The sequence below is a fragment of the Sphingomonas sp. Leaf357 genome (genome assembly GCF_001423845.1).
In the GTDB taxonomy this organism is placed as follows: domain Bacteria; phylum Pseudomonadota; class Alphaproteobacteria; order Sphingomonadales; family Sphingomonadaceae; genus Sphingomonas.
The window spans coordinates 2,484,872-2,504,659 of record NZ_LMPM01000001.1 but is presented as its reverse complement, the minus strand read 5'-3'; the positions used below and the strand labels follow the sequence as shown (position 1 = coordinate 2,504,659).

Here is a 19,788-nt window from a genome sequence, read left to right as displayed (position 1 = left end):
CGCCTAAAATCGCGCGCCCGCCCTGCCTTACCTGCGTCAACCGATCAACCCGGCGAGGCTCTTCCATAGCCCGAACGTGCCGAGATCGTTGAACGTCACCATCAGCATCAGCGCCAGAATTGCGATCAATCCGCCGCGGAACGCCCATTCCTGCACCGCCGCCGGAACCGGACGCCGCCGGATGCCTTCGATCGCGTAGAAGAACAGATGACCGCCATCCAGCATCGGAACTGGCAAAATATTGATGAACCCCAAATTAATCGACACCAGCGCAATCAAACCGATCAGATCCGGAATGCCGAGCGCCAGTTGTTCGCCCGAGACTTTGGCGATGCGCAAAGGACCACCCAATTCGCTCACCGGCCTCTTGCCGGTGACGATCTGGCCGATGCTGTCGACCATCATCGTCAGGATCGATCCCATCCGCTTGACCGCGACGACCGGAGCCTCGACCACCCCGACGGGAACCCAGACCGGCTTGACCGGCGCGATGCCGAGCAGGCCGAGCTTGAATTCGTTGCCGAAGCGATCGCGCAACGTCTGCGAGCCGACGGCGGCGTCGACGCGCATCGCGCGACCGTTGCGGTCGAAATCGACCTGCACCGTCTCGTTGGCGCGCAGCTGGATGTATTTGGCGACATCGTCGAACGTCTCGACGCTGCGACCGCCGAGCGCGGTGATGCGGTCGCCGGCCTGCATCCCGGCCTTGGCGGCAGCGCTGCCGGCGACGATCTCACGCGCCACGGCCGGTGTGCGACCGTCGCCGTACGTGAGCGCGAACCCCATCAGGATCAGGAAGGCCAGTACGAAGTTCACGAACGGCCCCGCCGCGACGATGATCGCGCGCTGCCACAGCGGCTTGGCCTGGAAGGTCTGTTCGCGCACGTCGGCGGGCAGCAGATACCAATCCGGGTCGGGCTGGCTCGCGGGGTTCATGTCGCCGGCGAACTTGACGTAGCCGCCGAGCGGCAGCCAGCCGAACTTCCAGCGCGTACCGCGCTGGTCGGTGAAGCCGAACACTTCCTTGCCGAAGCCGATCGAGAACGCCTCCGCCTTCACGCCGAACCAGCGCCCGGCGAGGTAGTGGCCCATCTCGTGCACGAACACGAGCGGCCCGATGACCAGAGCGAACGCCAGGATGGTCAGAAAAAGGCCGGGGGCTTCGATCAACGTACGCAATCCTTTACACGCTCATCTGCAATTCTACGCGCCCCCGCGTCGATTGCCAAAACCTCGTCCAGCGTTTCGGGTGCCGGCGGATCGTAACGATCGAGCGTATCGGCGACGATTGCGGCAATTTCGAGGAAGCCGATGCGTTTCTTGAGAAACGCGGCAACGGCGATCTCGTTTGCGGCATTAAGGATGGCGGGGCGAGCGCCGCCCGCGTCCAGCGCCTCGCGTGCCAACCGCAATGCCGGGAAGCGCGTGTCGTCGGGTGCGGCGAAATCGAGCCGGCCGATCGCGATCAGGTCGAGCGGTGCCATCGGCGTGGCCATGCGATCGGGCCAGGCAAGGCAATGCGCGATCGGCGTACGCATGTCGGGCGGCCCGAGCTGGGCCAGCACCGATCCGTCGACATAGTCGACCAGCGAATGGATCACCGATTGCGGGTGGATGACGATCTCGATCGCGTCGTGCGGCACCGGGAAGAGGCGCGCCGCCTCGATCAATTCGAGGCCCTTGTTCATGCAGGTCGCCGAATCGACCGAGATCTTCGCACCCATCGACCAATTGGGATGGGCCACCGCCTGTTCGGGCGTCACGTCGCGCATCCGCTCGGTCGACCAGTCGCGGAACGGTCCGCCGCTGCACGTCAGGATGATGCGCCGGACGTTGCCCGGGCGGCTCGCGTCGAAGCATTGGAAGATCGCGTTATGTTCGGAATCCGCCGGCAGCAACGTCGCGCCGCTGCGCTCCGCCGCCTTGAGGATCACGTCGCCCGCCGACACCAACGGCTCCTTGTTGGCGAGCACCACGATGCCCCCGTGCTCCACCGCCGCCATCACGGGTTCCAGCCCGGCGCAGCCGACGATCGCGCCCATCGTCCAGTCCGCGCCCATCGCCGACGCTTCGAGCAACGCCTGCGCGCCGCCCGCCGCCTCGACTCCGGTTCCGGCGAGCCGTTCGCGCAGGTCCGCCAGGCAGGCTTCGTCGGCCACCACCGCGCGCTTAGCATGGGTGCGAATGGCCGCGGCCGCCAGCTTCTCGGTATCGCAATTGGCGGTGAGCGCGAGGATCTCGAAACGGTCGGGCTCGCGCTCGATCAGGTCGAGCGTGGAGGTGCCGACCGAACCGGTCGCGCCGAGGATAGTCACGGTCTTCATGTATAGAATCTCGGCAGGATCAGCAGGAAGGCGGCGAGAGGCGCGACCGGGACGAGGCCGTCGAGCCGATCAAGCACGCCGCCATGGCCGGGCAGGATCGATCCGCTATCCTTGACGCCGGCACGGCGCTTCAACCAGCTTTCGAACAGGTCTCCGCCCTGCGCCAGAACGGCCAGCACCGGAGTCGCCAGCGTCATGCGCCACGGCAGGCCGTACTCGATATGCATCACACCTGCGAACAGGCTTGCCGCGACGACGCCGCCGATCAGCCCGGCCCACGTCTTGTTGGGGCTGATCCCAGGCGCGAGCTTCGGCCCGCCGATCGTGCGACCGGAAAAATAGGCGCCGATGTCACACGCCCAAACCAGCGCCAGTGCCCAGAGCGTGAAGACGATCCCGGCATCCTGCCGGCGCAGGAACACCAATGCCAGCACCGGCAATCCGCAATAGACCAAGCCGGCCGCCAGATCGCGCCGCCGCGTGACGATCACCGCGAAGAACGCGGCGCCGGCGAGCAGCCCCAGCGTGAAGAAATAATGCACCTCGAGGATCAAGGACGGCGGCGCCATCGTCGCCAGCGGCACCGACAGGCTGAACTGCGCGATCCGCTTGTGCGCCGCCCCGGCACCGACCAGATCGGCCCATTCGCCCATCATCACGATCGCGCCAGCGACGCAGAGCAGCCAGAACCAGATCCCGCCCGCCCACAAGGCCGTGGCGGCGACCGCGATCATCGCCACGCCCGTGACGGCACGGACGGGCAGATCGGACGAGCGTTTCGCCCCGTTCACATCTGGGCTCACAGGCCGCCGAAGCGCCGTTGACGCTGGCCGAACGTCGCCACTGCCTGTTCGAGCGCGGCGCCGTCGAAATCGGGCCAGAGCGTGTCGACGAACAGCAACTCGGCATAGGCCGCCTGCCACAGCAGGAAATTCGACAACCGGATTTCGCCCGACGTGCGGATCATCAGATCGAGCGGCGGCAGATCGTGCGTGTCGAGTTCGCGCTCGATCGCGGCCTCGTCGATCGCATCGGCGGCGAGGTCGCCCGCCGCGACCTTGGCCGCCAGCGCGCGCGCGGCGGCGGCGATCTCCGCCTGCGCGCCGTAATTGAGCGCGATCGCCAGGATCGGCCCGTCATTGCTCGCGGTGCGCGCGATCGCATCGTCGACCAGCTTGACCAGATCGGGCAAGAAGCGGCGGTAATCGCCGATCACGCGCAGCCGCACGTTCTCGCGCGCCAGTTCGTCCAGATCGCTGCGGATGAAGATGCGCAGCAACCCCATCAGGTCGCTGACCTCTTCCTCCGGCCGCCGCCAATTCTCGGAGGAGAAGGCGTAGAGCGTCAGCGCCTCGATCCCGAGCGCGCGCGCGGCCCGCGTCACCTTGCGCACCGCCTCGACCCCGGCCTTGTGTCCGGCGAGCCGCGGCAGGAAACGCTTTTTCGCCCAGCGCCCGTTGCCGTCCATGATGATGGCGACATGGCGCGGCAAATGCGACGGTCCGCCCGACGCCTCACCCACCGCGGCGGGAATCCTGGCCGGCGCCGGGCTCACTTGCCCAGGATTTCCTTTTCCTTGGCCGACGCCGCCGCATCGATATCGGCGATCGTCTTGTCGGTGAGCTTCTGGACCTCGGTCTCGAGCTTCTTGCGATCGTCCTCGCCGAACAGGCCCTTCTTTTCGTCGGTCTTCAGCGAATCCATGCCGTCGCGGCGCACGTTGCGTGCGGCGATGCGGGCGTCCTCGGCATATTTGCCGGCCAGCTTGGCCAGTTCCTTGCGGCGTTCCTCGGTCAGGTCCGGGATCGGCAGGCGCAGCGTCGTGCCGTCGACGATCGGGTTGAGGCCGAGGCCGGCCGAACGGATCGCCTTGTCGACCGGGCCGACGTTCATCTTGTCCCACACCTGAACCGATAGCATGCGCGGCTCGGGCACGGACACGGTCGCGAGCTGGTTAAGCGGCATGTGCGCGCCGTACACCTCGACCGTCACGGGATCGAGCAGCGAGGTGGAGGCACGCCCTGTGCGCAGCCCCACCAGATCGCTCTTCAACGCCTCGACGCTACCGGCCATGCGGCGTTCGAGATCGGCTTTATCGTATGCGGCCATGTTCAGCCCTCCTTCTTAACGGTCGTCGAAATGCCCTCACCCGCCAGCACCGCGGCGAGATTGCCGTGATCGCGGATGTTGAACACGACGATCGGAATGTCGTTGTCGCGGCACAGGGCGATGGCGCTGGCGTCCATCACCTTGAGATTGTCTGCAAGCACGGTGTCGTAACTCACGGTATCGTAACGCTTGGCGGTCGGAACGGTCTTGGGATCGGCGTCGTACACCCCGTCCACCGACGTGCCCTTGAACAGAGCGTCGCACTTCATCTCGGCGGCGCGCAGCGCGGCACCGCTGTCGGTGGTGAAGAACGGGCTGCCGGTGCCGGCGGCGAAGATCACCACCCGGCCCTTTTCGAGATGCCGCATCGCGCGGCGGCGGATGAACGGCTCGCACACGCTGGCCATCGGGATCGCGGATTGCACGCGCGTCTCGACATTGATCTGCTCGAGCGCGTTCTGCACGGCGAGCGCGTTCATGACGGTGGCGAGCATGCCCATATAGTCGCCGGTCGCCCGGTCCATGCCGCGCGCCGCGCCGGCCATGCCGCGGAAGATGTTGCCGCCGCCGACCACGACGCAAAGCTCGAATCCCTGGTTCTTGGCATCGGCGATCTCCTGGGCGACGCGCGCCGTCACGGCCGGATCGATCGCCAGACCACCCTCTCCCATCAGGACTTCACCCGACAATTTGAGCAGGATGCGTTTGTACGAAGGGACTGTCACGGGATTCCAATAGGCTGCTGTCGGGGGGCGGCGCGGACCTTAGTTGGGCAGGCGCGGGATTGGAAGCGGGAAGGCGCTATGGCGTCGTCGCTTTCGGGCCGGCTGCTACGGCACCTCGGGATAGCGCGTGAGGACGTCGCCGAGCGCATCCTTCATCGGACCCAGCCACGCCTCGTAGTGACGCCAATGATCGACGGCTTCTGTGTAGATCGGCTGCCGCACCTGTTCCGCGCTCGGCGTGCGGACGGCGCGGGTGCTGGCGTGGAATTCGAGGCAGGCCGGATCGAACGGGAGCCCAAGAAAATCGAGCAGCCGCCGCACTTCAGTCTCGGCATCGGCGATGAGGTCTTCGTACATCACCCGATGGACGAAACCGGGCAACCGCGCATCCCACGATCGCATCAGCCGCACGTAATCGGCATAGAAGCGCCCGACATGCTCGATCGACGTGGCAAAGCTCTGCCCGGTCGGGAAATATTGCTTGAACACCGAAAAACCGCAACCGAGCGGATGACGGCGCACATCGACGATCTTCGCGTTGGGCAGGATCAGGCGGATCAGCCCGACCGACATGAAGTTCATCGGTAATTTGTCGATGAAGAACGGCCGATCCGTGTTTCGCCAGCGCGCCGCGCGATGCAGATATTCCGCGCCCAGCCCGGCGAGTTGCGCGGCGGAAAGCTTGGCGATGCTGTCGGGATAGGGCATCGTCGCCGGATCGCCGATACCCCCCAACAGGCGGACGATGCGTGGAAGTTCGGGCAATTCCATCGTGCCCTCGATCGCTGGATGGCTGGCGAGGATCTGTTCGACCAAAGTCGAGCCCGAACGCGGCATGCCCAGGACGAAGATCGGGTCGGGCGCGGGATCGCCGCTGCCGACGCGCGCGGTGAAGAAATCCGGCGTGAAAAGAGCCTCGCAGCGCCGGGCGAAGGTCGACAGATGTTCGGGATCGTGCGGGGCGTGAGCCTGCTGCAGCCGGTTGCCGGCGCTGTAATGGGCAAAGGAATCGGGATACCGGCCGTGATCTTCCAGAGCCTTGCCCAGAGCGAATTCCAGGCAGATGCGGTTGACGTCGCTCAGCGCCGGGCGCGCCAGTTCCGCCTGCATCGCGGCGATATCGGCCTCGTCGAACGCGAACGACTTCAAATTGGCCAGGCCCCACCAGCTTTCCCCGGTTTCCGGTGCCAATTCCAGACTGCGTCGAAACGCGGCGATGGCGGCAGGGACGTCGCCGATCGTCTTTAGGACGTTGCCGAGCGTCATCCACACCAGCGGCTGGGCCGCATCATCGGCGAGCATGTCGTTATACGCCGAGACCGCGCCCGGATAATCGCCGAGCAGATCCAGCGTCGCGGCACGCAGGTTGCGATAGCCGTGATGTTTCGGGTTCAGCAGCAGCAGCCGATCGAACTCCGCCAGGGCCTCGGGAAGATCGCGGCTCCCGTATCGGACCCGCGCAAGCTGGCCGCGCGCCCGCTCGTGATCTGGCGCGATCTCCAGCGCGTGATTCAGGAACCGCACCGCATCCGCGAAACGTCCGGCCCGGGCGGCGATGTCCGCCAACACCGCGATCGCGGCGACGTCGGTCGGCGCGGTGCGCAACCGTTCACGCACGATCTGTTCCGCCGTCGCCAGCCGGTTGCCGTCGATCGCGACCAGCGCGTCGCCGAGCGGCGGCCGGGAGATCGACAGGCTCGCGGCGCGATCGTGCGCGAACGAGGCCCCCGCCCCGTCGCCGGCCGCCCGCCTGGCGTCACCGAGCGCACGCCAGGCACCGTCCGCGTCGGGCCGAAGGCGCAAGGCGCGCTCCAGCGCGTCGATCGCCTCGCGCCAATGCTGTGCATCGACATGCGCCTGCGCCCTGGTGATCTCGGTTTGGAAAGCGGCGGCGGGATCGGGTTGGGTCATCGCGCGATCAAGCCCGGCCGCGATGTGGTGTCAATCACGCTCGGCGGAGGGTCCGTTTCAGTTTGACCCCATTTCCAATCCGTTCGTGCCGAGCTTGTCGAGGCTCATGCCTCGAACACGTCTTTCGACAGGCTCAGGACTATACGACTTTGTTCGAACCATCCCTTGTTCGTTCAATTCAAACGGCTGGCTCGAATCAAAAAGGGCCGCGTCTCGCGACGCGGCCCTTCCGTTTCGATCAAGTGGCAGCGGCTCAGGCCGGCTGCTTGACACCCGAAGCGGCGGCGACTTCAGCCGCGAAATCGGAGGCTTCCTTCTCGATGCCCTCGCCGAGCTGGAAGCGGACATAGTCGACCAGCTTGATCGGCTTGCCCGCTGCCTTCGCCGCATTGGCGACGACGTCGGAGATCTTGGTCTTGCCGTCCATCACCAGCAGCTGGCTGACCAGCGCATTCTCCTTGCGATACTTGGCAATGCCGCCTTCGACCATCTTGGCGACGATGTCGGCAGGCTTGCCGCTCTCGGCGGCCTTTTCGGTGGCGATCGCGCGCTCGCGCTCGATCACTTCCGGATCCAGGTCTTCCTCGTTCAGCGCCAGCGGGAAAGCGGCCGCGATGTGCATCGCGATCTGCTTGCCGAGCGGCTCGAGCACGTCCGCGCCCGCTTCGCTCTCAAGTGCGACGAGCACGCCGATCTTGCCCAGGCCCGGTGCAGCGGCGTTGTGGACATAGGGCACGACCGCGCCCGACGTCACTTCCAGGCGCTTGGCGCGGCGGATGTTCTGGTTCTCGCCGATCGTCGCGATGTTGTTGGTCAGCGTTTCCTCGACGGTCTTCTCGCCCAGCGAGGTCGCCTTGATCGTCTCGATCGAATCGCCCAGTTCGAGCGCGACCGAGGTCACGTCACGAACGAACGTCTGGAACTGCGCATTCTTGGCGACGAAATCGGTCTCGGAATTCACCTCGACCGCCGCACCCTTGGTGCCCGACACCTCGACGCCGACCAGGCCCTCGGCCGCGGTGCGGCTGGACTTCTTGGCTGCCGAAGCGAGGCCCTTGGCGCGCAGCCAATCGATCGCCGCCGTCATGTCGCCACCGGTTTCGGTCAGCGCCTTCTTGCAATCCATCATGCCCGCGCCGCTCTTTTCGCGCAGATCCTTCACCGCTGCTGCCGTGATCTCGGCCATGTCTCTAATCCTTCCATTGCGGCCCCTTTGCTCTGCGGGGCCTTTCAAAACCAAACCGTTCGCCCCGAGCCTGTCAAAGGGCCGTCCGTCTTTTTCCGGTTGGAAAAGGAAGAACGATGCTTCGACAAGCCCGGCACGAACGGTGAGAGAGTGACTTATATAGTCACGCTCCGTGACGTTTACGCGTCGATCTGGCGCTCGCCTTCGACCGCCGTTTCCGGCTCGGTCGAAGCCGCCGGGGTTTCCGGATCGGCAGCGGCGAAATCCGCCTCGGTCACCGACGTATCGGCCGCAACCGAAGGCGAAGCCTCGACCGGGGCAACCGTCAGCGCTTCCTCGACCGGGGGCTGCTCGAGCGAACCCACGTCGACGCGACGGGCCTGCTCCTGCTGGCCGCCACGCGTCGCGGCGATGGCGATCGCTTCGCAATACAGGCGGATAGCACGGCTCGCGTCGTCGTTCGCCGGAACCGGGAAAGCGATGCCGTCGGGCGAGACGTTCGAATCGAGGATCGCAACGACCGGAATACCCAGCGTGTTGGCTTCCTTGATCGCCAGCTCTTCCTTGTTGGCGTCGATCACGAACATCACGTCCGGAATTCCGCCCATGTCGCGGATGCCGCCGAGCGAAAGCTCCAGCTTGTCCTTCTCGCGCGTCAGCTGCAGGACTTCCTTCTTGGTCAGGCCGTGCGTGTCGCCGGACAGCTGCTCTTCGAGCGTCTTGAGGCGCTTGATCGAGTTGCTGATCGTCTTCCAGTTGGTGAGCATGCCGCCCAGCCAGCGATGGTTGACGAAGTGCTGGCCCGAACGACGGGCGGCATCCGCAACCGGATCCTGCGCCTGGCGCTTCGTGCCGACGAACAGCACCTTGCCGCCAGCGGCGGTCGAGGCGGCGACGAATTCGAGCGCGCGGGCGAACAGCGGGACGGTCTGCGACAGATCGAGGATGTGGACGCCGTTACGGTCGCCAAAGATGTAGGGCTTCATCTTCGGGTTCCAGCGGTGCGTCTGGTGTCCGAAGTGCGCGCCAGTTTCGAGCAATTGCTGCATCGAGACGACAGGTGCCGCCATAGGTAGTTCCTTTCCGGTTGTTCCTCTGGGAAGCGAGTGATCCATCGGGCGAAGCCCCGGACACCGGCTATGTATGCTTCCCATGCGGTGTGAAGGCGCGGTCCCTAGACGACCTTCCGGTGCAAATCAAGCGTTGACATGTGGAACAGGAGTGGAACATACGGGGTCCGTAAGGCGGACAAGGAACCGAATGCACCATGAGGTGTTAGCGTTTCCGAACTCTGGCCCACATGCAGGGAGTTGGGCAATGATGACGATCGTGGTTTTCTTGGTTTTCGGAATCGCACTGGCAGTATCGCTGACGGTAATCGGTCATACGCTCGCGCCGGCGATGCCGCGAATCATCGCCTTGTTCTCGGGCAAAGATGTCGCGACGATGCCGCAACTCGTGCTCAGGGATCGACGCCCTGCCCCGCGGGTCCGCCTGGCACCGCAACCCCGGCCGGCGCACCGCGCAGCCGCTTGATGCGCGCATAGCTGGCGATGCTGAACGGAATCGACAGAATATAAACGACGCATAACGCGGACACGGTGTGCCAGGGCGCGGAGATGACCGCGGCACCGAGCAGGACCACCACTGCCAGTGCCTCGAACCGGATATTACGCCGCAACTTGAGCGATCCCCAGGAAAACGTCGCAACGCTCGATATCATCAATGTCGCCATCAGAGCGACCCAGGGCGCGACGAGATAGGGCGAGCGAAACACCGGCTCGCCGGTCCAGACCCAGAAGAACAATGGTAGCATCGCCAGCGCAGCTCCAGCCGGGGCGGGTACCCCGGTGAGGAAGCCGGCCGATTTGTGCGGCTGCTCCTCCAGATCGATCTGAGCATTGAATCTCGCGAGCCTCAGTGCGCAGAATACCGCCAGAACGAGGGCGCAAAGCCAACCGATACGCGGCAGATCCTTCAGCGACCACAGATACAGGATCAGTGCCGGAGACACGCCAAATGAAATCGCGTCGGCGAGCGAATCGAGTTCCGCACCGAAGCGACTCTCGCCGTGCAGCATCCGGGCGATCCGCCCGTCGAGCCCATCGAGCACGCCCGCCAGCATGATCATCGTGACCGCGATCTCGAAATCGCCGGAAATACCGAAACGAATCCCGGTCAGCCCACAGCACAAAGCCAGGGCGGTGACGGCATTCGGCGCCACGGCGCGCAACGGAAGCCCGCGCCGGACCCGGGGTAACGGCCGCCTCATCGTGCCAATATCACTGCGAGATACCACTCGGCACCCCGCCGCCGACCCGGCCCAGCACCGTTTCGCCCGCAACGCTGCGCTGGCCCAGGCACACTTGGCACGCGACGTCGTCGGGCAGGAATACGTCGACGCGGCTGCCGAAGCGGATCAGCCCGACACGCTGCCCGGTCGCGACCATGTCGCCCGGCTTGACGAACCCCAGGATGCGCCGCGCGACCAGCCCGGCGATCTGCGTGAAGCCCACGCGTCGCCCGTCCTTGCCCTCGACCACGATGTGCTGGCGCTCATTCTCGTCCGATGCCTTGTCGAGATCGGCATTGAGGAATTTGCCGGAGATATAGACGACCTGCCGGATCGTTCCCGCGATCGGCGTACGGTTGATGTGCACGTCGAACACCGACATGAAGATCGACACGCGCACCAAAGGTACGTCGCCCAGACCATTCTCGCCGGCCAGTTCGCGCGGGACGGCCACGCGCTCGATCATCGTGATCAGCCCGTCGGCCGGCGCGACGATCAGATCGTCGCCGTGCGGCGTCACGCGCACCGGATCGCGGAAGAACACGACCACCCAGGCCGTCACGCCGAGCAGCGGCCAGAACAGTACCTTGGAGATCAGCCAGGTGCACAACAGCGTGATCGCCAGCGCGATCATCACGTATTTGCGCCCCTCCGTATGCATTTCGGGGAAGCGCCATTTGACCGGCGGCTTGCCGGTCGGCGAATTGTCTAGGGATGCCATGCCTGCGTTCTATCGGTCGCGGCGGACGCTGACAACGTTCCTCGGCGCGGCACGCCGTCCAGACGGCCGGCCAAAGGTTGATCCCAAAGGTTGATCGACACGGTCCTTGCTCCTAGACGCATCGTCAAACCTCCCCAGAATGGACAAGAGCAGCATGGCGAAGATCAAGGTTAAGACGCCTGTCGTGGAGATCGACGGCGACGAGATGACGCGGATCATCTGGCAGTGGATCCGCGAGCGCCTGATCCTCCCCTATCTCGATATCGACCTGATCTATTTCGATCTCGGCATCCAGAAGCGCGACGAGACGGACGACAGGATCACCGTAGACAGCGCCAAGGCGATCCAGAAATACGGCGTCGGCGTGAAGTGCGCGACGATCACCCCGGACGAGCAGCGCGTCGAGGAATTCGGCCTCAAGAAGATGTGGAAGTCGCCCAACGGCACGATCCGCAACATCCTGGGCGGCGTGGTGTTCCGCGAACCGATCGTGATCAAGAACGTCCCTCGCCTGATCCCGAGCTGGACCCACCCGATCGTGGTCGGCCGCCATGCGTTCGGCGATCAGTATCGCGCGACCGATTACAAGGTGCCCGGCCCCGGCAAGCTGCGCCTGGTGTTCGAGGGCGATGACGGCACGATCATCGACGAGGAGGTGTTTCAGTTCCCGAGCGCCGGCGTCGCGATGGCGATGTACAATCTCGACGATTCGATCCGCGATTTCGCCCGCGCCTCGATGCATTACGGCCTCAACCTGAAATGGCCGGTCTATCTCAGCACCAAGAACACGATCCTGAAGGCCTATGACGGCCGCTTCAAGGACATCTTCGCCGAGGTCTTCGAGGCCGAATTCAAGGACAAGTTCAAAGAAGCGGGCATCGTCTACGAACATCGCCTGATCGACGACATGGTCGCATCGGCGCTGAAGTGGAACGGCGAGTTCGTGTGGGCGTGCAAGAATTACGACGGTGACGTGCAGTCGGATCAGGTCGCGCAGGGCTTCGGCTCGCTCGGCCTGATGACGTCGGTGCTGCTGACCCCGGACGGCAAGACCGTCGAGGCCGAAGCCGCGCACGGCACCGTCACGCGCCACTTCCGCATGCACGAACAGGGCAAGGCGACTTCGACCAACCCGATCGCCTCGATCTTCGCCTGGACCGGTGGCCTGAAATATCGCGGCAAGTTCGACGGCACGCCGGAAGTGACCGAGTTCGCCGAACTGCTGGAGCGCGTCTGCGTCCAGACGGTCGAGAACGGCCACATGACCAAGGATCTCGCGATCCTGATCGGCCCGGAACAGCCCTGGATGACCACGGAGCAGTTCTTCGAACAGGTCCGCGTCAACCTCGAAACCGCGATGGGCGCGCGCGCCTGACGCTCAGGTCCGCTCGCCGGCATCCGGCGAGCGGATCTGTTCCGGCCGGAATCCCATCCCAACGATGCGAGCCGGGATCCGGCGCAGCGGGGGGACCCGGTCAATCATCCGCGCCACCAAGGGCGGCCGTTCCATCGGTTCGGTCGCACTCAGCACCGGGGCGATAATCCGGTTCTGCACCAGCTTCTGTAGACCCTGAGTGATCCTTACCGCACCGATCCGCCGATCGCGGACCTTGTGCAGCAGCGGATCGGGGTCGCGCCCCGCCGCGATCGGCCCGGCGAGCAGGTTCGCCGTCGCCACCGCATCCTGCACCGCCAGATTGATGCCGACGCCGCCGATCGGCGACATCGCATGCGCCGCATCGCCGATCACCAGCAGACCCGGGCGATGCCATTGCGCGAGCCGGTCGACCGTCACGGTCAGCAGTTTCACATCGTCCCAACGCGTCACGCTCTCGCCGACCCGCGCGGTTTCCGCACCCACGGCGCGGACGCGATCGACGAATGCGGCCAACCCCTCGCCCCGCACCTTTTCCGCACCGCCCTTGGGAAAGACGAACGCGCATTGCCAATAGTCGCCGCGATCGATCAGTACGAAGATCCGTCCGGTATCGAACACGCCCATCGAATCGTTGGTCGCCCGCTCGGTCTTGGGGATGCGGAACCAAAAGACATCCATCGGCGCGCCGATATCGGTGACCGGCAAGCCGCCGCGATGTCGCGAATCCCGCCCGTCGCAGGCGATCACCAGCCTGGCGCGCACCTCCTCCCCGTCCCCGGTCCGCACGCCGATGACGCGGCCCCGATCCTCGATCAGATCCATCCCCTCGCAACGCCTGCGCAGCGAGAAGGCCGGATAGCGCGCCGCCGCCTCGGCCACGAAATCGAGGAATTCCCATTGCGGCATCAACGCGATGTACGGTGCCGGCACCGGCAGGTGGCGAAAATCGACCATCGTCAGATCGCGCCCGGCGATCCGTGCCCCGAGCTGCTCGACCTTCTGGTGCGGCCGCGCGAGCAACTCGTTCAGCAGGCCAAGGTCGTGGAAGATCCTGAGCGTCGACGGGTGCACCGTATCGCCGCGAAAATCCCGCAGGAAATCCGCATGCTTCTCCAGCACCAGCGTCTTCACGCCGGCCCGGGCGAACAGCAGACCGGCCATCATTCCGGCCGGTCCGCCGCCGATTATCGCCACTTCCGTCTCGACCATGGGCTGACAACGCCTTCCATTCCCGGTTAGATGCCCGCCATGGCTTCACCACTCGACAATAGCGGTTTCAGCGACGCGCTGGTGATTCTGGGCGCGGCCGGCATCGTGATCCCGGCGTTCGCGCGGTTCAAGATCAGCCCGGTCATCGGCTTCATCTTGGTCGGCCTGCTGGTCGGCCCGTCCGGCCTCGGCGCGTGGGTCAACGAATATCCCTGGCTCTATTATCTCACCATCTCCAACGCGCATTCGATCGAACCGTTCGCCGAATTCGGCATCATCCTGCTGTTGTTCTCGATCGGCCTGGAATTGTCGCTCAAGCGCCTGTGGTCGATGCGCGGGCAGGTGTTCGGCACCGGCGCGGGCAAGCTGTTGACATCGGGCCTGATGATCGGGCTCGGCCTGTACCTCGTCGGCCAGGCGCCGGTCGGCGCGGCGGCGCTCGGCATGGCGCTGGCCTTGTCCTCGACCGCCCTGGTGTTGCCGATCGCGGGAACGAGCAGCGCGGTCGGGCGATCGTCGTTCGCGATGTTGCTGTTCGAGGATCTGGCGCTCGTTCCGATCATCTTCGTGCTCGGCGCGCTGGCCCCGCATGCGGCGGGCGACGGGCTGACCAACATCGTCGGCGTGCTCGGGCGCGGCGTGATCACCGTCGTGATCATCTTCGTCGGCGGGCGGTTGCTGCTGCCCAAGCTGTTCGCGCAGGCCGCGCGCACCAAGAGCCCGGAGCTGTTCCTCGCCGCGTCGCTTCTGGTGGTGATCGCCGCCAGCCTCGCCACCACCGCTGCCGGCCTGTCCCCGATCGTCGGCGCCCTGCTCGCCGGGCTGCTGATCGCGGAGACCGATTATCATAGCGAGGTCGAAGTTATCACCGCGCCGTTCAAGGGGCTTGCGCTGGGCGTGTTCCTGATCACGGTGGGGATGAGCCTGAACCTCGAGCTGATCGCGGAGAATTGGGTCAGCCTGCTGCTCGCCATCGCCGGGGTCGTCGCGGTGAAGACGGCGGTGACGTTCGGCCTGCTCAAGCTGTCCGGCATCCGCAACGGCGTGGCGGCGGAAACCGGCGTGCTGATGGCCAGCCCGTCCGAAACCACGCTGATCGTGCTCGGCGCGGCATCGACCGCGCAGCTGATCCAGCCCTCGACCGCCAATTTCTGGCAGACCGTCACCGCGATCGGCCTGACGATCACGCCGCTGCTCGCGTTGCTCGGCAAGCGCGTATCGAAGCGTATCGAATTGCGCACCAAGGACGATGCCGGTGCGCTGGAAATCCCGCCCGAAGGCCCCGGCACGGTGGTGATCGGCTTCGGCCGGGTCGGGCGGATGGTCGCCGACATGCTGAAGGTCCACAACCAGCCGTTCATCGCGGTCGAGGCGGATATCGATGCGGTCGCGGCGGCGCGGCTGGAAGGCTATCCGGTGATCTTCGGCGACGTCGCGCGCAGCGAACTGGTCGACCGGCTCAATCTCGGCCGGGCCAAGGCGCTGATCCTGACGATGGACGATCCGGTATTGTCGGTGCACCTGACGCGGCGCGTGCGCGGCTGGGTGCCCGACCTGACGATCGTGGCGCGCGCCCGCGACACGGCGCATGCCGCGCAACTCTACAAGGCCGGCGCGACCGACGCGGTGCCCGAAACGCTGGAAAGTTCGCTGCAATTGTCCGAGGCGGTGCTGGTCGATCTCGGCGTCGCGGTCGGCCCGGTGATCGCCTCGATCCACGAAAAGCGCGACGAATTGCGCAAGGAAATCCGGGCTGTGGCGGAAATGGACCGCGATCCGCGACTCAAGCGGCTGCGGCGCCAGACGCCGGGGCCGAGCACGCTGGGCGAGAACGTGGCCTGACCGGCGTCCCCTCCGGCGTCGCGAAATGCGGCGAGATTGGGGCGAAGTTCACACAACGTCACGCACTCCGGGGCATCTCGCCCCAATCGGGGAGACCCTCGCGCGGAAATTGCGGGAGGGGTGCTGACCTGACGTCAGCTCTGAAGCAGCGATTTCAAACAGCGTTAGCTGTCTAGCAAGTTGCCGGCGTGTAGGACATAGCGCGGCCGGATTTCAGGTCATGCCGGGGTCATGACCAGCCGATGCTCTCTCCCGAGGGGGGAGGGAATGGGCGGCGAAGGGTGAGGTTGACCGCGAAACCTGAAGCTGGTGCCTATTCCACCGTTCGTGCTGAGCTTGTCGAAGCACCGTTCCTTGATCGACACGCGACGAGTTCGCGGCATGAAGTACGATGCTTCGACAAGCTCAGCATGATCGGGTGAGTTTTATGTCACTTAAACAGGTGTCGTCATGCTGAACTCGTTTCAGCATCCAGGCGCGATCAGCCGGTCCACGGACACCGTATTCTTGGCACACGACCGCGCCTGGCTCCTGAAACATGTTCAGGAGGACGGGGTACATGTCGCGATGGCATAAGCATTAACGGGTCGGGAGATACGATCCCGTTCTACCCCGCCAGCGCCGCGCGGATCGCGGCGATCGCCTCGTCCGCCTTCGCGCCGTCGGGGCCACCACCCTGTGCCATATCGGGACGGCCGCCGCCGCCCTGACCGCCCAGCGCCGCCACAGCGATCTTCAAAAGATCGACCGCATTGTGGCTGCCGGCGAGATCGGGCGTCACGCCGACCGCGATCGAGGCGCGGCCCTCGTTGACCGCGACGATCGCGGCGATGCCCGAGCCGATGCGCTGCTTCGCTTCGTCCACTGCGCCGCGCAGCCCCTTGGCCTCGAAATCCTGCAGCACCTGACCGACGAAATTGATCCCGCCGACCTGTTCCGGGCCGGCCGGAGGCGCCCCTGCCCCGCCGCCCAGCGCCAGTGCCTTCTTCGCCTCGGCCAGTTCGCGCTCCAGCCGGCGACGATCCTCGACCAGGGCCGCGACGCGCGCCGGAACCTCGTCGGGGGTCGCCTTCAGCGTCGCCGCCGCCTCGCGCAATTTGTCGTCGCGCGACGTCAGATAGTGGCGCGCCGCCTCGCCGGTCAGCGCCTCGATCCGCCGCACGCCACTCGACACCGCGCTCTCGCCGACCACCTTGAACAGACCGATATCGCCGAGCGCCGTGACATGCGTGCCGCCGCACAGTTCGAGCGAATAGACCCTGCCGTCCGCTTCCGCGCCCATCGAGACGACGCGCACCTCGTCGCCATATTTCTCGCCGAACAAAGCCATCGCGCCTTCCTCGATCGCTTCGTCGGGCGTCATCAGGCGCGTCGAAACGGCGCCGTTGCCGCGGATCTGGTGGTTCACATCGGCCTCGACCTCGCCGATCCGCGCCGGATCGATCGCGCTGGGCTGCGAGAAATCGAAACGCAGCCGATCGGGCGCGACCAGGCTGCCCTTCTGGGCGACGTGCAGGCCGAGGCGCTGGCGCAGCGCCTCGTGCAGCAGATGGGTGGCGCTGTGATTGGCGCGGATCTGGTCGCGGCGCGCGACATCGACGTTGAGCTTCACGGTATCGCCGACGCGGACGCCGCCGGCGTCGACGATCGCCTGATGCACGAACACGCGGCCCAACTGCTTCGACGTTTCGGTGACGTGCGCGCGCAGGCCATCGTCGTTCGAGATCGTGCCGGTATCGCCGACCTGCCCGCCACTCTCGCCATAGAATGGCGTCTGGTTGACGACGATCGCCACGGTATCGCCGGTCGCGGCATGCTCGACGCGTGCGCCGTCCTTGACCAGAGCGACCACCTGCCCCTCGCCCGCCGTCGCGGTATAGCCGAGGAATTCGGTGCCGCCCGAGACTTCGGCGATGTCGAACCAGATATCGTCCGAGGCCTTCGCGCCCGAACCCTTCCAGGCGGCGCGCGCCGCCCGCTTCTGCTCCGCCATCGCCGTGTCGAACCCGGCGCGGTCGATGTGCATGCCGAGGCTGCGCAGGGCATCCTCGGTCAGGTCGTAGGGGAAGCCGAACGTATCGTAGAGCTTGAACGCGGTTTCGCCCGGCAACGTATCGCCCGCCGTCATGCTCGCGGTCGCCTCGTCCAGCAGGCGCAGGCCGTTGGTCAGCGTGCGGCGGAACTGGGTTTCCTCCTGCAACAGGGTCGATTCGATCGACGCCTGCGCGCGCAGCAGTTCGGGATAGGCCGCGCCCATCTCGGCGATCAGCGCCGGGACCAGCCGGTGCATCAACGGCTCCTTCGCGCCGAGCAGATGCGCGTGCCGCATCGCGCGGCGCATGATCCGGCGCAGCACGTAGCCGCGCCCCTCGTTGGCCGGTAGCACGCCGTCCGCGACAAGGAAGCCGGACGTACGCAGGTGATCGGCGATGATGCGATGGCTCGCCTGATTGTCGCCGGTCGTCGCCGTGCCGGTCAGCGCGCCCGATGCCGCGATCAGCGCCTTGAACGTGTCCGTATCGTAATTGTCGTGCACGCCCTGCAGCACGGCGGCGATGCGCTCCAGCCCCATGCCGGTATCGATCGACGGCTTGGGCAGATCGGCGACGATGACGTTGTCGGCCTGCTCGTATTGCATGAAGACGAGGTTCCAGATCTCGACGAAGCGATCGCCGTCCTCGTCCGGGCTGCCCGGCGGGCCACCGGGAATATGATCGCCGTGATCGTAGAAAATCTCGGAACACGGCCCGCACGGTCCGTTATCGCCCATCGTCCAGAAATTGTCCGAGGTGGGGATGCGGATGATCCGCTCGTCGGGCAGGCCGGCGATCTTGCGCCACAGCTCGAACGCCTCGTCGTCGGTATGATAGACGGTGACGGTCAGCTTGTCGGCGGGCAGGCCCCAGACCTCGGTCAGCAACGTCCAGGCGTGCGTGATCGCCTGGTCCTTGAAATATTGCCCGAACGAGAAATTGCCGAGCATCTCGAAGAACGTATGGTGCCGCGCGGTATAGCCGACATTGTCGAGATCGTTGTGCTTGCCCCCGGCGCGCACGCATTTCTGGCTCGACGTCGCGGTCGTGTACGGGCGGCTTTCCAGCCCGGTGAAGACGTTCTTGAACGGCACCATGCCGGCATTGACGAACATCAGCGTTGGATCGTTCTGCGGCACGAGCGGCGCGGAGGCGACGCGGGCGTGCCCCGCATTCTCGAAATAGTCGAGGAAGGAGCGGCGGATGTCGTTGGTGGACATGAAGTGTGCGGTCATGGGCAAGCGATCTAGGCGAGCGCGCGCCTGCGCTCAAGCCATGGCTGGACGATATGCCGATGCCACCATATTTTGCCTGTTGGAAACGTTCCGCCGGGAGAAACGTCGTGCGCACCGCATCGTGCAGCTGCGGCCAGTTGCAGATCCATCTCGCGGGTGCGCTGCGCGGTGTCGGCGTGTGCCACTGCCTCGCCTGCCAGCGGCGCACCGGCAGCGTGTTCGCCGCGCTGGCCGGGTTCGACGCGCCGTATACGGTGACGGGCGAGGCGACGGACTATGTCCGCACCGGCGATCACGGCGCGCGGTTCCGCTTCCGCTTCTGCCCCGTTTGCGGAACGTCCCTCTTCCACACCGAGGAGGGATGTAACCGATCGTCGGTGAGCGTCGCGGTGGGTGCGTTCGGCGATCCCGATTTCCCGCCGCCCGAGGATTCGGTCTATGATTGCCGGCGGCATGGCTGGGTGGAATTGCCGGCCAGCATCCGGGTCTACGACCGGGATCCGGAGTGAGCGCGGGCAGCGCGTCGCGGTTCGCAACAAAATGTCACGATCGGTTCTACCGCCAGCCAAACGATCTTCGTTCTGCACCTGAACGCGAATGGAGATGTTCATGAAAAGCACGCACGGCCGAGGCTCGAACCCGAAGACCTATACGTCGCGCCCCGCTCTCGGGGTGATGGCGCTGGTGCTGGCGATCATCGCCGCGGTGGTGATCATCAGCCAGACCGAGATGTTCCAGCTCCGCCCAGCCTCCGGCACGGCGCGGGCGATCGCCGAGGCCGCCGCGCCCCCGGCGGCGGAGAGCGCGAAGCCCTGATCGCCG

Annotated in this window: 17 protein-coding genes; 4 read left to right on the top strand and 13 right to left on the bottom strand. The window is 65.6% G+C overall.

Going from position 1 to position 19,788, the window contains the following annotated elements; genetic code table 11:
• Window positions 1-36: 36 nt before the first annotated feature.
• The 11 genes from rseP to ASG11_RS11700 form a co-directional block, all read right to left on the bottom strand.
• Window positions 37-1,170 carry an RIP metalloprotease RseP gene (gene rseP, locus ASG11_RS11750; protein ID WP_055779317.1) on the bottom strand — a complete coding sequence of 378 codons (1,134 nt, stop codon included), beginning with the start codon at window positions 1,168-1,170 and terminating at the stop codon, window positions 37-39.
• Window positions 1,167-2,324 carry a 1-deoxy-D-xylulose-5-phosphate reductoisomerase gene (locus ASG11_RS11745; RefSeq protein ID WP_055779314.1) on the bottom strand — a complete coding sequence of 386 codons (1,158 nt, stop codon included), beginning with the start codon at window positions 2,322-2,324 and terminating at the stop codon, window positions 1,167-1,169. The genes rseP and ASG11_RS11745 overlap by 4 nt, the downstream gene beginning before the upstream one ends.
• Window positions 2,321-3,115: a phosphatidate cytidylyltransferase gene (locus ASG11_RS11740; RefSeq protein ID WP_055779311.1), complete on the bottom strand. Its 795-nt coding sequence runs from the start codon at window positions 3,113-3,115 to the stop codon at window positions 2,321-2,323. The genes ASG11_RS11745 and ASG11_RS11740 overlap by 4 nt, the downstream gene beginning before the upstream one ends.
• A gap of 8 nt (window positions 3,116-3,123) precedes the next feature.
• Window positions 3,124-3,846, bottom strand: coding sequence for an isoprenyl transferase (locus ASG11_RS11735; protein WP_269083393.1), 723 nt, complete (start codon window positions 3,844-3,846; stop codon window positions 3,124-3,126).
• Between the two features lie 29 nt (window positions 3,847-3,875).
• Entirely contained in the window at window positions 3,876-4,433 is a 558-nt protein-coding gene (frr, locus tag ASG11_RS11730; RefSeq protein ID WP_055779308.1) for a ribosome recycling factor, read from the bottom strand.
• 2 nt (window positions 4,434-4,435) lie between these two features.
• The gene (gene pyrH, locus ASG11_RS11725; protein WP_055779305.1) at window positions 4,436-5,104 is read right to left on the bottom strand and encodes a UMP kinase; all 669 of its coding nucleotides are present in this window, start codon (window positions 5,102-5,104) and stop codon (window positions 4,436-4,438) included.
• Window positions 5,105-5,263: 159 nt separating this feature from the next.
• The gene (locus ASG11_RS11720; protein ID WP_055779302.1) at window positions 5,264-7,069 is read right to left on the bottom strand and encodes a tetratricopeptide repeat-containing sulfotransferase family protein; all 1,806 of its coding nucleotides are present in this window, start codon (window positions 7,067-7,069) and stop codon (window positions 5,264-5,266) included.
• Between the two features lie 253 nt (window positions 7,070-7,322).
• Window positions 7,323-8,255, bottom strand: a complete 933-nt coding sequence (gene tsf / locus ASG11_RS11715) for a translation elongation factor Ts (RefSeq protein ID WP_055779299.1) — start codon at window positions 8,253-8,255, stop codon at window positions 7,323-7,325.
• Between the two features lie 179 nt (window positions 8,256-8,434).
• On the bottom strand, window positions 8,435-9,325 hold the full coding sequence (gene rpsB / locus ASG11_RS11710) for a 30S ribosomal protein S2 (RefSeq protein ID WP_055779296.1): 891 nt from the start codon (window positions 9,323-9,325) through the stop codon (window positions 8,435-8,437).
• A gap of 392 nt (window positions 9,326-9,717) precedes the next feature.
• The gene (pssA, locus tag ASG11_RS11705; protein WP_055779293.1) at window positions 9,718-10,527 is read right to left on the bottom strand and encodes a CDP-diacylglycerol--serine O-phosphatidyltransferase; all 810 of its coding nucleotides are present in this window, start codon (window positions 10,525-10,527) and stop codon (window positions 9,718-9,720) included.
• 10 nt (window positions 10,528-10,537) lie between these two features.
• On the bottom strand, window positions 10,538-11,269 hold the full coding sequence (locus ASG11_RS11700; RefSeq protein ID WP_055779290.1) for a phosphatidylserine decarboxylase: 732 nt from the start codon (window positions 11,267-11,269) through the stop codon (window positions 10,538-10,540).
• Window positions 11,270-11,423: 154 nt separating this feature from the next.
• On the opposite strand from ASG11_RS11700, the gene ASG11_RS11695 reads away from it, so the two are divergent.
• Window positions 11,424-12,644, top strand: coding sequence for an NADP-dependent isocitrate dehydrogenase (locus tag ASG11_RS11695; RefSeq protein WP_055780785.1), 1,221 nt, complete (start codon window positions 11,424-11,426; stop codon window positions 12,642-12,644).
• A 3-nt stretch (window positions 12,645-12,647) separates the two neighbouring features.
• Here ASG11_RS11695 and ASG11_RS11690 read toward each other — a convergent pair whose 3' ends face one another.
• Window positions 12,648-13,856: an FAD-dependent oxidoreductase gene (locus tag ASG11_RS11690; RefSeq protein WP_055779287.1), complete on the bottom strand. Its 1,209-nt coding sequence runs from the start codon at window positions 13,854-13,856 to the stop codon at window positions 12,648-12,650.
• Between the two features lie 39 nt (window positions 13,857-13,895).
• Between ASG11_RS11690 and ASG11_RS11685 the strand changes: the two genes are divergently transcribed.
• Entirely contained in the window at window positions 13,896-15,698 is a 1,803-nt protein-coding gene (locus ASG11_RS11685; RefSeq protein ID WP_055779284.1) for a cation:proton antiporter domain-containing protein, read from the top strand.
• 607 nt (window positions 15,699-16,305) lie between these two features.
• On the opposite strand, the gene alaS is transcribed toward ASG11_RS11685, so the two are convergent.
• A complete protein-coding gene (gene alaS / locus ASG11_RS11680) occupies window positions 16,306-18,966 on the bottom strand; it encodes an alanine--tRNA ligase (protein ID WP_055779281.1) in 2,661 nt (886 codons plus the stop codon).
• A gap of 107 nt (window positions 18,967-19,073) precedes the next feature.
• Here alaS and ASG11_RS11675 point away from each other — a divergent pair, with 107 nt between their 5' ends.
• Both ASG11_RS11675 and ASG11_RS11670 read left to right on the top strand, forming a co-directional pair.
• Entirely contained in the window at window positions 19,074-19,475 is a 402-nt protein-coding gene (locus ASG11_RS11675) for a GFA family protein (protein ID WP_201781311.1), read from the top strand.
• A gap of 100 nt (window positions 19,476-19,575) precedes the next feature.
• The gene (locus tag ASG11_RS11670; RefSeq protein ID WP_156363748.1) at window positions 19,576-19,782 is read left to right on the top strand and encodes a hypothetical protein; all 207 of its coding nucleotides are present in this window, start codon (window positions 19,576-19,578) and stop codon (window positions 19,780-19,782) included.
• The last annotated feature ends 6 nt before the right edge of the window (window positions 19,783-19,788 follow it).